This is a genomic window from Providencia sp. 2024EL-00732, assembly GCF_044006275.1.
In the GTDB taxonomy this organism is placed as follows: domain Bacteria; phylum Pseudomonadota; class Gammaproteobacteria; order Enterobacterales; family Enterobacteriaceae; genus Providencia; species Providencia huashanensis.
On the sequence record NZ_JBIPDG010000009.1, the window covers coordinates 34,057 to 49,332 of the forward strand.

The 15,276-nt window shown below is 42.4% G+C and carries 14 protein-coding genes and 3 pseudogenes; 6 read left to right on the plus strand and 11 right to left on the minus strand.

Annotated elements, in window-relative coordinates:
• Positions 1-2: 2 nt before the first annotated feature.
• Positions 3-1,529: a TnsD family Tn7-like transposition protein gene (locus tag ACHB7C_RS14270; RefSeq protein ID WP_001243518.1), complete on the plus strand. Its 1,527-nt coding sequence runs from the start codon at positions 3-5 to the stop codon at positions 1,527-1,529.
• The gene (locus ACHB7C_RS14275) at positions 1,530-3,146 is read left to right on the plus strand and encodes a Tn7-like element transposition protein TnsE (RefSeq protein WP_000251879.1); all 1,617 of its coding nucleotides are present in this window, start codon (positions 1,530-1,532) and stop codon (positions 3,144-3,146) included.
• A 55-nt stretch (positions 3,147-3,201) separates the two neighbouring features.
• Here the strand turns inward: ACHB7C_RS14275 and ACHB7C_RS14280 are convergent.
• The 7 genes and pseudogenes from ACHB7C_RS14280 to ACHB7C_RS14310 all read right to left on the minus strand — a co-directional run.
• Positions 3,202-3,354: pseudogene (locus tag ACHB7C_RS14280) on the minus strand (IS256 family transposase); the annotation flags it as partial.
• 22 nt (positions 3,355-3,376) lie between these two features.
• Positions 3,377-3,754: a hypothetical protein gene (locus ACHB7C_RS14285; protein WP_001271300.1), complete on the minus strand. Its 378-nt coding sequence runs from the start codon at positions 3,752-3,754 to the stop codon at positions 3,377-3,379.
• Between the two features lie 409 nt (positions 3,755-4,163).
• On the minus strand, positions 4,164-4,535 hold the full coding sequence (locus ACHB7C_RS14290) for a hypothetical protein (RefSeq protein ID WP_000119696.1): 372 nt from the start codon (positions 4,533-4,535) through the stop codon (positions 4,164-4,166).
• Between the two features lie 60 nt (positions 4,536-4,595).
• A complete protein-coding gene (locus ACHB7C_RS14295) occupies positions 4,596-5,093 on the minus strand; it encodes a hypothetical protein (protein ID WP_001444089.1) in 498 nt (165 codons plus the stop codon).
• A 28-nt stretch (positions 5,094-5,121) separates the two neighbouring features.
• Positions 5,122-5,957 (minus strand): annotated as a pseudogene (gene aadA1 / locus ACHB7C_RS14300) (ANT(3'')-Ia family aminoglycoside nucleotidyltransferase AadA1).
• A gap of 57 nt (positions 5,958-6,014) precedes the next feature.
• Positions 6,015-6,539: a streptothricin N-acetyltransferase Sat2 gene (sat2, locus tag ACHB7C_RS14305; RefSeq protein WP_000704156.1), complete on the minus strand. Its 525-nt coding sequence runs from the start codon at positions 6,537-6,539 to the stop codon at positions 6,015-6,017.
• A gap of 68 nt (positions 6,540-6,607) precedes the next feature.
• Entirely contained in the window at positions 6,608-7,348 is a 741-nt protein-coding gene (locus ACHB7C_RS14310; protein ID WP_063860585.1) for a subclass B1 metallo-beta-lactamase IMP-27, read from the minus strand.
• Between the two features lie 327 nt (positions 7,349-7,675).
• Here ACHB7C_RS14310 and intI2 point away from each other — a divergent pair.
• Positions 7,676-8,653 (plus strand): annotated as a pseudogene (gene intI2 / locus ACHB7C_RS14315) (class 2 integron integrase IntI2).
• 187 nt (positions 8,654-8,840) lie between these two features.
• Here intI2 and ACHB7C_RS14320 read toward each other — a convergent pair.
• Positions 8,841-9,080 (minus strand): BrxA family protein, encoded by a 240-nt coding sequence (locus tag ACHB7C_RS14320; RefSeq protein ID WP_001353740.1) that lies wholly within the window; start codon positions 9,078-9,080, stop codon positions 8,841-8,843.
• Between the two features lie 496 nt (positions 9,081-9,576).
• On the opposite strand from ACHB7C_RS14320, the gene ACHB7C_RS14325 reads away from it, so the two are divergent.
• On the plus strand, positions 9,577-9,960 hold the full coding sequence (locus ACHB7C_RS14325; protein ID WP_395347676.1) for a hypothetical protein: 384 nt from the start codon (positions 9,577-9,579) through the stop codon (positions 9,958-9,960).
• Between the two features lie 49 nt (positions 9,961-10,009).
• On the opposite strand, the gene ACHB7C_RS14330 is transcribed toward ACHB7C_RS14325, so the two are convergent.
• Together ACHB7C_RS14330 and ACHB7C_RS14335 are read right to left on the minus strand one after the other, a co-directional pair.
• Positions 10,010-10,867, minus strand: a complete 858-nt coding sequence (locus ACHB7C_RS14330) for a hypothetical protein (protein ID WP_210855200.1) — start codon at positions 10,865-10,867, stop codon at positions 10,010-10,012.
• 70 nt (positions 10,868-10,937) lie between these two features.
• A complete protein-coding gene (locus ACHB7C_RS14335) occupies positions 10,938-11,483 on the minus strand; it encodes a TetR/AcrR family transcriptional regulator (protein ID WP_129467263.1) in 546 nt (181 codons plus the stop codon).
• Between the two features lie 94 nt (positions 11,484-11,577).
• On the opposite strand from ACHB7C_RS14335, the gene ACHB7C_RS14340 reads away from it, so the two are divergent.
• Positions 11,578-13,065 carry an MFS transporter gene (locus ACHB7C_RS14340; RefSeq protein ID WP_042846794.1) on the plus strand — a complete coding sequence of 496 codons (1,488 nt, stop codon included), beginning with the start codon at positions 11,578-11,580 and terminating at the stop codon, positions 13,063-13,065.
• A 52-nt stretch (positions 13,066-13,117) separates the two neighbouring features.
• Here the strand turns inward: ACHB7C_RS14340 and ACHB7C_RS14345 are convergent, their stop codons facing one another.
• Complete coding sequence (locus ACHB7C_RS14345; protein WP_129467262.1) at positions 13,118-14,527, minus strand: MFS transporter; 1,410 nt, start codon at positions 14,525-14,527, stop codon at positions 13,118-13,120.
• A 74-nt stretch (positions 14,528-14,601) separates the two neighbouring features.
• Here ACHB7C_RS14345 and ACHB7C_RS14350 point away from each other — a divergent pair, with 74 nt between their 5' ends.
• Positions 14,602-15,264: a metalloregulator ArsR/SmtB family transcription factor gene (locus ACHB7C_RS14350; RefSeq protein ID WP_048605648.1), complete on the plus strand. Its 663-nt coding sequence runs from the start codon at positions 14,602-14,604 to the stop codon at positions 15,262-15,264.
• The last annotated feature ends 12 nt before the right edge of the window (positions 15,265-15,276 follow it).

Below are 15,276 nucleotides of genomic sequence, written 5' to 3' on the forward strand. Positions count from 1 at the left end.
CCATGAGAAACTTTCCTGTTCCGTACTCGAATGAGCTGATTTATAGCACTATTGCACGGGCAGGCGTTTATCAAGGGATTGTTAGTCCTAAGCAGCTGTTGGATGAGGTGTATGGCAACCGCAAGGTGGTCGCTACCTTAGGTCTGCCCTCGCATTTAGGTGTGATAGCAAGACATCTACATCAAACAGGACGTTACGCTGTTCAGCAGCTTATTTATGAGCATACCTTATTCCCTTTATATGCTCCGTTTGTAGGCAAGGAGCGCCGAGACGAAGCTATTCGGTTAATGGAGTACCAAGCGCAAGGTGCGGTGCATTTAATGCTAGGAGTCGCTGCTTCTAGAGTTAAGAGCGATAACCGCTTTAGATACTGCCCTGATTGCGTTGCTCTTCAGCTAAATAGGTATGGGGAAGCCTTTTGGCAACGAGATTGGTATTTGCCCGCTTTGCCATATTGTCCAAAACACGGTGCTTTAGTCTTCTTTGATAGAGCTGTAGATGATCACCGACATCAATTTTGGGCTTTGGGTCATACTGAGCTGCTTTCAGACTACCCCAAAGACTCCCTATCTCAATTAACAGCACTAGCTGCTTATATAGCCCCTCTGTTAGATGCTCCACGAGCGCAAGAGCTTTCCCCAAGCCTTGAGCAGTGGACGCTGTTTTATCAGCGCTTAGCGCAGGATCTAGGGCTAACCAAAAGCAAGCACATTCGTCATGACTTGGTGGCGGAGAGAGTGAGGCAGACTTTTAGTGATGAGGCACTAGAGAAACTGGATTTAAAGTTGGCAGAGAACAAGGACACGTGTTGGCTGAAAAGTATATTCCGTAAGCATAGAAAAGCCTTTAGTTATTTACAGCATAGTATTGTGTGGCAAGCCTTATTGCCAAAACTAACGGTTATAGAAGCGCTACAGCAGGCAAGTGCTCTTACTGAGCACTCTATAACGACAAGACCTGTTAGCCAGTCTGTGCAACCTAACTCTGAAGATTTATCTGTTAAGCATAAAGACTGGCAGCAACTAGTGCATAAATACCAAGGAATTAAGGCGGCAAGACAGTCTTTAGAGGGTGGGGTGCTATACGCTTGGCTTTACCGACATGACAGGGATTGGCTAGTTCACTGGAATCAACAGCATCAACAAGAGCGTCTGGCACCCGCCCCTAGAGTTGATTGGAACCAAAGAGATCGAATTGCTGTACGACAACTATTAAGAATCATAAAGCGTCTAGATAGTAGCCTTGATCACCCAAGAGCGACATCGAGCTGGCTGTTAAAGCAAACTCCTAACGGAACCTCTCTTGCAAAAAATCTACAGAAACTGCCTTTGGTAGCGCTTTGCTTAAAGCGTTACTCAGAGAGTGTGGAAGATTATCAAATTAGACGGATTAGCCAAGCTTTTATTAAGCTTAAACAGGAAGATGTTGAGCTTAGGCGCTGGCGATTATTAAGAAGTGCAACGTTATCTAAAGAGCGGATAACTGAGGAAGCACAAAGATTCTTGGAAATGGTTTATGGGGAAGAGTGAGTGGTTAGGCTAGCTACATTTAATGACAATGTGCAGGTTGTACATATTGGTCATTTATTCCGTAACTCGGGTCATAAGGAGTGGCGTATTTTTGTTTGGTTTAATCCAATGCAAGAACGGAAATGGACTCGATTTACTCATTTGCCTTTATTAAGTCGAGCTAAGGTGGTTAACAGTACAACAAAGCAAATAAATAAGGCGGATCGTGTGATTGAGTTTGAAGCATCGGATCTTCAACGAGCCAAAATAATCGATTTTCCTAATCTCTCGTCCTTTGCTTCCGTACGCAACAAGGATGGAGCGCAGAGTTCATTTATTTACGAAGCTGAAACACCATATAGCAAGACTCGTTATCACATCCCACAGTTAGAGCTAGCTCGGTCATTATTTTTAATTAACTCCTATTTCTGTCGAAGCTGTTTGAGCAGTACCGCTTTACAGCAAGAGTTCGACGTTCAGTATGAGGTTGAGCGAGATCATTTAGAGATAAGGATCTTACCCAGTTCATCGTTTCCTAAAGGGGCGTTAGAGCAGTCGGCCGTAGTGCAGCTTTTGGTTTGGTTGTTTTCGGATCAAGATGTTATGGATTCGTATGAAAGTATTTTTAGGCACTATCAACAAAATAGAGAAATTAAGAACGGCGTTGAAAGCTGGTGCTTTAGCTTTGACCCTCCGCCCATGCAGGGTTGGAAATTACATGTAAAAGGACGTTCTTCTAACGAGGATAAGGATTATTTAGTTGAGGAAATAGTAGGTTTAGAAATCAACGCTATGCTTCCTAGCACAACAGCTATTAGCCATGCCTCTTTTCAGGAAAAGGAGGCAGGTGATGGTAGTACGCAGCACATAGCGGTTTCAACAGAGTCAGTTGTTGATGATGAGCATCTACAGTTGGACGATGAGGAAACAGCCAATATAGACACAGACACACGAGTCATAGAGGCTGAGCCGACATGGATAAGTTTTAGTAGACCTAGTCGAATTGAAAAATCTCGCAGGGCAAGAAAAAGTAGCCAAACTATTTTAGAAAAAGAAGAAGCAACAACAAGTGAAAATAGTAATTTGGTTAGTACTGATGAGCCACACTTAGGTGGTGTCCTAGCAGCGGCAGATGTGGGTGGGAAGCAGGATGCAACCAATTACAACTCTATTTTTGCTAATCGATTTGCTGCTTTTGATGAGCTACTTTCAATTCTAAAAACTAAATTTGCATGTCGGGTGCTTTTTGAAGAAACCTTGGTTTTGCCAAAAGTTGGGCGTAGCCGATTACATCTGTGTAAAGATGGCTCACCAAGAGTGATTAAAGCCGTTGGGGTGCAACGTAATGGCAGTGAATTTGTATTGCTAGAGGTGGATGCATCGGATGGGGTGAAAATGCTTTCTACCAAAGTGTTGAGTGGCGTTGATAGCGAAACATGGCGGAATGATTTTGAAAAGATACGGCGTGGAGTGGTGAAGAGCTCATTGAATTGGCCAAATAGTTTGTTTGATCAATTATATGGACAAGACGGGCATAGAGGGGTGAATCATCCAAAGGGGTTGGGGGAGCTGCAAGTATCGAGAGAGGATATGGAAGGGTGGGCTGAGAGAGTGGTTAGAGAGCAATTTACGCATTAAAGGAATGACTGAAAGAGCCTGTAAACCCTTTTGTGTAAGTGCTTTTGCCGGTCAGTTAAAGGTGGCCATTTAAACGGTCACCAAATTCGATCATAAAACGGTTCATGGCCGGCTTCCAGTTGCGGATCGGCATCGTCCATTTCTTGGTCGCCGCCTGGATAGCCAGGTACACCACCTTCATCGCTGATTCGTCCGTAGGGAACACCTTGAGTTCATATTAATGGAATTTTCTACAAATAGCCTCCGTGGTTTTGAGGGGGGATTACAGACGATCCATAGTAGTAATCCAATGAGTTCTTGAGCGCGGCGACATGTTTGGACGCCTTGGCAAAAATTAGAGCCTGCTTGAAGTGCAGGCGAGCACGTGCTTGGACGATTGATCCATTCGCGGTCAAAAACTCAATCTTGGATGACAGCGTGTCAGGAAATCCAATATCGAAGTCCCGCCCCGTGTCAAAGTAGGGCATTTCATGATCAAAGGACGAAGCTTCCCAGGCCACTTCCCTAATATTCCAGCCGCTAGAAACAAGATTTCGTACGACTTCATCAACTTTTTTGCTTTCCAACTTGTCACAAAGTGCATAGGCAAGAGCTTTGGCGGCAGACACGTGCGTTTCCTCTTAAACATAGGTCGAACGGATACCCGAGGCAAAGCGGAGCATTAGTCCCAAAGCATCTCCGGTAGATCCGGAGGCTCCATACTGAAGGCATGGCATCTTGGGCATTGATATTTGAAACTTCTCTCTAGATAGCAGGGATTTCTTGGCCTTGCCTCATGCTGATAGCTTGTAAATATCACACGATCCTTAGCCCCACAAAGTGAGCATACTCCGTAGCTTTCATTTATAGAAATCGTCGTTAGATTGTCGCAGCATGTGCACGTTCCGACTATTTGCTCAGGAAGCATCGCCATACCTTGGCCTAGGTAAAGAAGATCAGACTCGTAGCCACATCGGTGGCAACTGAGCTTGTACGCAATGCCCATCTGGTTGTCTCACCTGAATCGTAACGTCAGAGCTATTCATCCATCCATTCGGCATCAATGTATGCCACTAAGCCGACCAGCTGACCGTTTGGACTGAAGTATGTTGCCTGCACCCCACTTGACATCTCATCAATACCACCGCACTGCGCTAGGCGCCGGTCCCACTTGCCCACAGAAGCGTCAGGATCGGCTGAGTTCCCCAAGACCCTTGTGAGCCATGCCTCCTTTAACTCAACCTCTCGAATGATTGCGTCGGCCAGCTCCTCCGCGTTATCTAGTTCGACATAGTCTGGAATTCGGACGTACGTTCTGAACACAGCTGGATACTTACTTGGGCGATTGTCATACATGACATCAACAATGTACCCGTTTGTGTAACCGTCTCTTGGAGGTTCGTATGACACTAGTGGTTCCCCTCAGCTTGCGACTAGATGTTGAGGCCTAACATTTTATTAGAGAGCAGGCTAGTTGCTTAGATACATGATCTTCAGGCCGTTATCTGTCAGGGCAAGCGAAAATTGGCCATTTATGACGACCAATGCCCCGCAGAAGCTCCCATCTTTGCCGCCATAGACGCCGCGCCCCCCTTTTGGGGTGTAGAACATCCTTTTGCCAGATGTGGAAAAGAAGTTCGTTGTCCCATTGTTGGCAATGACGTAGTAGCCGGCGAAAGTGCGAGACCCATTTGCGCTATATATAAGCCTACGATTTCCGTTGCGACTATTGTCGTAATTGGATGAACTATTATCGTAGTTGCTCTCAGAGTTGTCGTAATTTGATGGACTATTGTCGTAATTGCTTATGGAGTTGTCGTAGTTGCTTGGAGAAATGTCGTAGTTGGATGGGGAGTAGTCATAGGGAAGACGAGCTTCATCCACTAAAACAATTGGCAGGTCAGCAAGTGCCTGCCCCGATGCCATCGCAAGTACGAGGCTTAGAACCACCTTCAACAGATCGCGCATAGTCTTCCCCAGCTCTCTAACGCTTGAGTTAAGCCGCGCCGCGAAGCGGCGTCGGCTTGAACGAATTGTTAGACATTATTTGCCGACTACCTTGGTGATCTCGCCTTTCACGTAGTGAACAAATTCTTCCAACTGATCTGCGCGCGAGGCCAAGCGATCTTCTTGTCCAAGATAAGCCTGCCTAGCTTCAAGTATGACGGGCTGATACTGGGCCGGCAGGCGCTCCATTGCCCAGTCGGCAGCGACATCCTTCGGCGCGATTTTGCCGGTTACTGCGCTGTACCAAATGCGGGACAACGTAAGCACTACATTTCGCTCATCGCCAGCCCAGTCGGGCGGCGAGTTCCATAGCGTTAAGGTTTCATTTAGCGCCTCAAATAGATCCTGTTCAGGAACCGGATCAAAGAGTTCCTCCGCCGCTGGACCTACCAAGGCAACGCTATGTTCTCTTGCTTTTGTCAGCAAGATAGCCAGATCAATGTCGATCGTGGCTGGCTCGAAGATACCTGCAAGAATGTCATTGCGCTGCCATTCTCCAAATTGCAGTTCGCGCTTAGCTGGATAACGCCACGGAATGATGTCGTCGTGCACAACAATGGTGACTTCTACAGCGCGGAGAATCTCGCTCTCTCCAGGGGAAGCCGAAGTTTCCAAAAGGTCGTTGATCAAAGCTCGCCGCGTTGTTTCATCAAGCCTTACGGTCACCGTAACCAGCAAATCAATATCACTGTGTGGCTTCAGGCCGCCATCCACTGCGGAGCCGTACAAATGTACGGCCAGCAACGTCGGTTCGAGATGGCGCTCGATGACGCCAACTACCTCTGATAGTTGAGTCGATACTTCGGCGATCACCGCTTCCCTCATGATGTTTAACTCCTGAATTAAGCCGCGCCGCGAAGCGGTGTCGGCTTGAATGAATTGTTAGGCGTCATCCTGTGCTCCCGAGAACCAGTACCAGTACATCGCTGTTTCGTTCGAGACTTGAGGTCTAGTTTTATACGTGAACAGGTCAATGCCGCCGAGAGTAAAGCCACATTTTGCGTACAAATTGCAGGCAGGTACATTGTTCGTTTGTGTCTCTAATCGTATGCCAAGGAGCTGTCTGCTTAGTGCCCACTTTTTCGCAAATTCGATGAGACTGTGCGCGACTCCTTTGCCTCGGTGCGTGTGCGACACAACAATGTGTTCGATAGAGGCTAGATCGTTCCATGTTGAGTTGAGTTCAATCTTCCCGACAAGCTCTTGGTCGATGAATGCGCCATAGCAAGCAGAGTCTTCATCAGAGTCATCATCCGAGATGTAATCCTTCCGGTAGGGGCTCACACTTCTGGTAGATAGTTCAAAGCCTTGGTCGGATAGGTGCACATCGAACACTTCACGAACAATGAAATGGTTCTCAGCATCCAATGTTTCCGCCACCTGCTCAGGGATCACCGAAATCTTCATATGACGCCTAACGCCAGCAGCAAGCGCGCCGTTTTTTTGGCGTCGCCTTGACTGCTTTTGTTAGAAATTTAGTTGCTTGGCTGCAATGTCTTTTTACTTTCTTTAAGTCCTTTAACAGCCTGCTCCCAGGTACGCTTCAAGTGTGTCGCGTCTCCGGTTTCGCTATGACCTGAAACAACCAGCTTTGCTTTACCATATTTTTCCATCAATATTTTGGCGGACTCTGGCCAAGCCTCTAAATTTGCGTCACCCAAATTACCAAGGCCGTGAGGCTTAACAAAGCAACCGCCAAATAATATTTCCTTTTCAGGCAGCCAAACTACTACGTTGTCTTGAGTGTGGCCAGGGCCAGGATAAAACACTTCTATTTTATCTTTCGCCAGCCAATAACTAACCCCGTCAAATGAGTTTTTGGCTTGAACCTTACCGTCTTTTTTCAGAAGTTCATTCGTTAATTCAGACGCATACGTGGGGATAGACTGAGAGTTAAGCCACTCTATTCCCCCCGTACTGTCGCTATGGAAATGTGAGGAAACAGTGCCTTTTATTTTATAGCCGCGCTCCACAAACCAATTGACTAACTTTTCAGTATCTTTAGCAGTAAATGGAGTATCAATCAGATAGGCGTCAGCGCCTATGAGAACCACCAAACCGTGTTTAGTAACAACACCCCAACCTTTAACTTCTTCATACGATGTATGAACATAAACACCTTCTTCAAGCTTTTCAACTCTCAAATTAGGCAAAGTCTCACCTGCGACAGTAATACTACAAAAGACAAAGACACATAAAACAAATAATTTTTTCATATTTACCCTTTTCTAACATTTTATTAGTAAGCATGCTCGTTTTGTCACCCGCTGATGCTTACCGTTAATTAATATAATCACTTGTATTAAATAGACTTTCTTTAAAAATACAAGACACTCTGTTATTACAAATCGTGCATGCCGTCTATCCTGCTTGCACGATGCACATTATCTCACCCAAAGAACTCATAACATTTTAATTTATTTAGCATTAAATTAAAACTCTACCGGTAAACAAGCATCTCTAGGCGTAAAAAACAGGCACTTTTTTAAATCCCAGCTAGAATAGGCTGTATAGGCAGACAGTTGCAAGACAAGGAGCGTTTTATGTCTAACAGTCCATTTTTAAATTCTATACGCACGGATATGCGACAAAAAGGTTATGCGCTGAAAACTGAAAAAACTTACCTGCACTGGATTAAGCGTTTTATTCTGTTTCACAAAAAACGTCATCCTCAGACCATGGGCAGTGAAGAGGTCAGGCTGTTTTTATCCAGCTTAGCAAACAGCAGACATGTAGCCATAAACACGCAGAAAATCGCTTTAAATGCCCTAGCTTTTTTGTACAACAGGTTTTTACAACAGCCGTTGGGCGATATTGATTATATCCCTGCAAGCAAGCCTAGACGGCTACCCTCTGTTATCTCTGCAAATGAAGTGCAACGCATTTTGCAGGTTATGGATACTCGCAACCAAGTTATTTTTACGCTGCTGTATGGTGCAGGTTTGCGCATTAATGAATGCTTGCGTTTGCGGGTTAAAGATTTTGATTTTGATAATGGCTGCATCACTGTGCATGACGGTAAGGGTGGGAAAAGCAGAAACAGCCTACTGCCCACGCGCCTAATCCCAGCAATAAAATAACTCATTGAGCAAGCGCGGCTTATTCAGCAAGACGACAACTTACAAGGCGTAGGGCCATCGCTGCCTTTTGCTTTAGATCACAAATACCCTTCTGCTTATCGACAAGCGGCGTGGATGTTTGTCTTTCCCTCCAGCACGCTCTGCAACCACCCGTATAACGGCAAATTATGCCGCCATCATCTGCATGACTCCGTTGCGCGAAAGGCATTGAAGGCAGCCGTACAAAAAGCAGGCATCGTTAGCAAGCGTGTCACTTGTCATACATTTCGTCACTCGTTTGCTACGCATCTATTACAAGCGGGGCGTGATATTCGCACTGTGCAAGAACTCTTAGGGCATAACGATGTTAAGACCACGCAAATCTATACGCATGTGTTGGGTCAGCATTTTGCCGGCACCACCAGTCCTGCGGATGGACTGATGCTACTTATCAATCAGTAAAAGTAGATAAATATCTTTATGTAGCCCTGAGTAGCCCCTGATACTTTTTATGGTGAAAAAGATAAACAATCATAGAGGGGATAAATATGAGCCAGTTCTACCATTGTTCAGATAAGTTTAAGCAAGATACTGTCAATCACAGTGACCATTCATGGTCATTACACTTCCTCCAGTTGCCAGACAATGCCTAACATAAAAACGCAAAAGCCCAAAAGTCAGAGCTTAGGTGTTCTAGGCGTTTTCTAAGCGCTGAAGAAATACGTCTTACCGTAGATTGCGTGCGTTTCTGAAGCACATTTTCCTTATACATGGCTTTATCCCAGGCAGCTTCATCAAGCTCTTGGAGTAACAAGCCAGTAATAATGCGACACTCTCGGGTTTGTAGCGAGCCGCTGGTGAGATCGGAGTTATAGCGGAAAGGGGTCATTTGTAATTATTTGTGGGTGGAGGATAGTTAACTTATTATTGTAGTTGGAAGAGGCTGCTTTCCAAACATTAGCACCTCGTAATGCTTGTTACTGTATATTAATTTATGCTCTTAGCGCATGTTAATGGGCTATTACAATGCATAATGTCCACATCAAGATAACTGTGGCTTAACACCTGTACAAGCGAAAAAAATCAATCACCTGTCCGGAAATACGGGATCACTGTAAAGTGTTGGTGAGGCAGTCTAGGAGGGGGATTTAATTTGGGATACTGATGAAAGGATTATGATCAGTTGGATATAGGATCGTACTAAGCTGAGCGGCAGGTTAGCTAGATTAGTTAACCAGATAAGTGAAATCTAGTTCCAAACTATTTTGTCATTTTTAATTTTCGTATTAGCTTACGACGCTACACCCAGTTCCCATCTATTTTGTCACTCTTCCCTAAATAATCCTTAAAAACTCCATTTCCACCCCTCCCAGTTCCCAACTATTTTGTCCGCCCACAAGGGCTCATTATTTAACCGTAATGAGCCTTTTTTTTCAAATTTAAGCAATCTTGAACATATTTGTGTTGATTGTATTCGTATAGAAAATGAAAAAGAAAGGCAAGAAAAAGTTGAATATATTGATAACCTTTTCTTTATAAAAAAAGAAAATGCGTTAAGTATCAATGATCTTTCTTTTGAAAATAGTGTTTTTTTACTTGCACTTATACGGTGTTGTGCTGATGAAAACCTAATGTATTTAGATAGCCTTGATAATCGGAGGTATGAAAAATTAACACCGAATTATAATTTTGATCTGTTAATTATAGAACAGCTTTATACCGCTGGTTTAGTCACTCATTTTCCTGCATCAGGGTCATTTTCCTTGTAAGAAAAATGACCCTGTGTTGTGGAATAGTATCGTTAGTAAGGATGTTATTTCACTTTCCTTTCAATTTTGGTAAAAGATCTTCTATTTCAGAATAATAAAAAGGCTTTTTATTATTCGTTTTAAGTGGGTTTATAGTAAATATATCCTTATAAATTTCATGTATTGTTAGGGTTCCTAATGAGGGATATTTTTTTAACCCAGTAGCTTGTGCTACAAAGTCGACATCAATAACATATTTTTTTCCATTATTATCTATTTTAACATTTCCTTCAGAACCATAATCAAATAAAATACGCCCTTTCTCTTTTACAAAGTCAAATGCATTTTTTCCAGTTATAGACTTACCATCGACATATTTGGTAATTAGTACTTGTTTACCATTTTTTAATGTGATTCCTCGAGAAAAATCATTATCCCTATTTATTTCATTTAATACATTTGAACAGCGAGAGTACTCGGTGTTTTTATTACTTTTCTGTATATTGTCATCATTGGGTATTTTGATAACAAAGTTACCTATCCTATAGGCGGCTCCATATACCCCTTTTCCGATGAGATCGCCGGAACATAGGACTATAGTATGATCATTATTCCCTGTTGGAATGAATGTTTTTCGGTGGTTTTTAATTAAATTAATATATTGTGAGGGTAGTATTTTATTTTGTGATTGAGTGTAAATTACATTTTTCTCCCTAATTATTTCAGAAAATAAATCTATATTATCTATACTTTCTATGTTTTTTTTATCGCTTTTTATTTTGTTTGATATAATTTCTTTTTTATAATTTAGTTCTATGTTTTTGTTTGCTATATTTACTATCTTGTTTTTTAGTGTGACCTTGTTGGAAATGTTATATATTTTATTTGGGTTATGTTTATAATCAACATTGATAATAATTGGTCTCATAATAATCTCCATTTAAATATGTTGTATAATGATATTAAAATTAAGAGATTATTTATTTTAAAAAAGGATGTTATGAGTCGTTTTTCAATAAGTTAATCATATCACTAAATATAGATTGCCATTCATTATCATCGATTTCCATTAATCCCATATAGCGCAGCATAAAAGCGCCTTCAGTTGCTAGAAAAATAATTCTTGCCTGTTTGCCTTTTTCTGTGGATGTATTCAGGTTTTCAATACGTTCACGATACCAAATACGTGTACTTTTAAGGTATTCCGGAGTTTGTAATAATGACGCCATTAAGGCCGCACCTTTGGCCATTGAGACTTTATCGTGCTCATGGGTTGCTTGTAGATGGGCTAAAATTTTCCTTTCTGGGCTATTATCTTGCTCAATAACTCGGTTGAATACTTCATCATAGGATCGGCCCCAACGTTCAAACATCGCATCGATAAGGGCCTCTTTATTGCCAAAGCAGTACTGAACTCCACCTTTAGAGATCCCCATTGCTTTTGCAACAGCATCAATAGTCAGGGCTGCGGCCCCTTGTGTAATGACGATTTCTTCAGCGGTATCCAGTACCTTATCGCGATCAATCGTTCGTTGACGTCCCATTTAGAAAAACCTCTTTTCAATACATACGTATGGATTTATATTATAGCACGATCATCAATAAAGCGTGATCAACTAAACTCATTGAGAGAATTTTATGTTAGCCGATTATAAACGCTGGATAGTACTTCTGTTAGTATCAAGTGTATTATTTCTTATAGTTATTGATGTTACTGTGCTTTATACCGCACTGCCCAAGTTGACTCATGATTTAGGTGCGACCGCATCTGAAAAACTATGGATTATGAATGCTTACCCATTAGTGGTTGCAGGTTTATTGCCTGCTGCGGGAATGTTAAGCGATAAAGTGGGTCATAAGCAGATGTTTTTATTGGGGCTACCATTATTTGGCATAGCGTCATTATGTGCGGCTTTTTCGCCAACGGCGATGAGTTTAATTTTATCTCGAGGCTTCCTCGCGGTTGGTGCTGCTGTAAGTATGCCAGCGACATTAGCGATTGTTAGGAATGTTTTTTTGAACCCAAAAGAAAGGGCGCTCGCAATCGGTATTTGGTCTGCTGTGGCATCAGGTGGTGCCGCTATTGGCCCTTTAATTGGCGGTATCTTACTTAACCATTTTTGGTGGGGTTCTGTTTTTTTAATTAATGTTCCTGTTGTGTTATTAGTTTTACCATTTGCTTATTGTTTGGTTCCTAAATGCGGTGGAAATAACAACAAAAAAATCGATGTACTGGGGGCTATTTTAGTTTTGATCGGGCTTATCAGTTCTATTTATACATTAAAAGAAATAGGTAAAGCTTATACAGATTGGACTGCTGTAATGGCTTCTGGGGTTATTGGTGTGGTCTTTTTGGCGGTCTTTAGGCATCGGCAAATCACATCGGAATCGCCAATGATTGATTTTGCCTTATTGAGAAATCCTAAATTTAGTGCTGGTATCTTGATGGCAATTATATCCCTTGTGGTTATTGTTGGGGTCGAACTGCTGCTTAGTCAGCGGTTACAGTTGGTACTAGGTTATACGCCATTTGACGCGGCGCTTTATATCATGCCTATTCCTATTGCCTCGTTGATCTCAGCCCCTTTAGCAGGGGTGTATTTGCATAAGTTAGGTGAAACAAAATTAGCTGTTTTAGGGTTTACATGTACCTTAATTGGTGTTGTTGGTTTAGCGTGGGTATTTAAAACATCAACAGGTTTATTATTACTTTCATTCTTATTTTTGATTGGCTTTGGGCTAGGGGCTATTTTTACTACGGCTTCTACAACGGTAATGTTAAGTGCATCCGAAGAAAAAGCAGGTATGGCAGCTTCTCTTGAAGAGGTTGCTTATGAAATTGGTAGTGTACTTGGCGTGACTTTTATGGGGGGGTTGATGAGTGCTGTTTATACGTTAAAGCTATCCCTTCCAGATGATTTAGCGGTCAGTAATAAGGTCTATGATAGCATTGATGAAGCGTTGCTGGTTTCTGAAAAGCTACCATTAGACAGTGCTAACAGATTAATTAATCAGGCTAATATTGCTTTTGATCATGCCTTTTTAGTGGTCATGATAGCGACGATTGTTGTCTTGCTTGTTAGCATATTGGCTCTACCGTACTTTATGCGTACTAAAAAACACTGAATTGATTAATTAAAAATGGGAGCTAGGTTGCTCCCATTTTAGTTGGATTTAATTATTTCACTTTACGGATCATGATGATAGCCATCAACGGGCTAAGGGAAAATAACGCAAATAGCCAGATAGATGCCTGTTGTGCCCCCAACATTCCGCCGGGGCTGATTAGCCCACTATTGTTAACAACGACACCAACAAGAGCTGCTGATAAGGCCGTGGCATATAGCTGAATAGTAATTATTGAAGAAGATGCAAGGTTTTCTTCCCCTTTTGGCGCATTATTAAATACACGTAGAACGAGGTGAGGCCAACAAATGCCAATACCTAGCCCAACGCCTGCCATAGCAATTAAGTAAATAATAAATAAAGGTAAAGATTCGGTCAGTTTCTGGTTATGCGTCAATACTGCTAGAACAATCAGAGATATAAATATGATGACCGGCCCGACTCTTATAATCTGAATGACTACCTTACCTGTTTTATTTGCACTAAATAGTGCCCCTATTGTCCAGCCAGCAGCCATGATCGCAGTTAAGTACCCTGCATATAATGGTGAAAAGTGATGAATGGTTTGAAGAAAATAAGGTACATAAATTTCTGTTGTCATGCCACCAACAAGTAAGCACATAGTTAAAAAAATCACACCAAGCTGATTTTTTAACGAATAGGAGCCGGTTGGTAATAAACGTTTTCCGTTTTTCCCATCTAACAACACAATAATAATAAGTGTGGCGAGGCCAATGAATAAGCCAATCAGGTTTACTAGTAATTTTTCCGATAAGCTACCAATTGAAATAGCAAGAACTGAGATAACAAGTAATGATATTGCTAAGAAAGGAATTTTAGCCGTTTGAGGTGGCTGGTTTTGCCTTTTTGGTAGTTGTCCGATGACAATTAAGGATAAAAAAACGGCTACAGGGAGTAGGGCCCAAAATGCCCAGCGCCAATGACCACCCTCTGCAAAAATACCACCAATGGCTGGGCCACATAAGGTCGCTATTCCCCACATACCAGAAACGACGCCCATCGCCCGTGACCATAAATTTTCTGTGAAAACAATTCGGATCAAAGCATAACTTAGTGCGAATAAAATCCCCCCACCAAGCCCTTGTAGCGCTCTCCCTCCAAGTAATATCAACATAGATGGGGAAGCCGCACACCAGATAGACCCAAGGGAAAATAATATTAATGCTATTAAATAGGCAAATTTAGGCCCAAAGCTATCTAAAATTTTGCTGGAAAGCGCTGAACCGACAATTGAAGTTGCCACAAACAACGTGGTATTCCATGCATAATATTCAAGACCACCAATATCGTTAACCACACTGGGTAATATGGTTGTTACGATATAAATATTAATAGCGTGTAAGGCAACGCCTCCAGTGAGCGCTATTGTGAGTAATGCATTGGAACCACTGAGTAAATCAGCCCATTTACCCTGTGCTGTTGTTGGTGTTTTATTGCTCATAGAGAGACCCGCTAGACGGAATAGTCAGAAAAGAGGTATTATCCAAGTAATGTATTGGATAATAGAGTCGTATAATGATTAAAGCAAGTAATTACTTTGATAATTTAAATCTCACTCAAGCCGTAGATAAAGTCCTTTTTTGTATTAAAACGAAAGGGCCAATATCTACAGCAGTAATCGCTAAAGATTTAAATCTGACGGGGGAGGCTGCACGGCAACACCTTCAAAAGTTAGTTACTTTAGGGTTAGTGGAAGGTGCTCAGTGTATGTCACAAACCGGAGCGGGAAGGCCTCGGCAAAATTGGGTTCTCACTGAATTAGGGCACCAGCGTTTTCCTGATACCCATGCGCAATTAGCTTTGCAATTAATTGATTCTGTTCGTACTATTTTTGGTGATGAGGGTTTAGAGCGCCTGATAAGCCAAAGAGAAGAGGAAAGCCGAGATAAATATTTTGCACGTTGTAAAGGTTTGGCATTGCCGGAACGTTTAGCAGCATTAGCAGAAGTCCGGAGCGAGGAAGGCTATATGGCGAAAGTTGAGCAAGATAATGACAGTTGGTTATTTATTGAAAATCATTGCCCAATTTGTGCTGCCGCGACGGTTTGCCAAAACTTTTGCCGTTCGGAATTAACTTTATTTAGCGAGGTAGTCGGTGACGAGGGGAGTGTTGTGCGTGAGCAATACTTGCTAAATGGTGCGGCACGTTGTGTATATCGAGTCACAGTTAAAAACTAAATACCAAGAAGT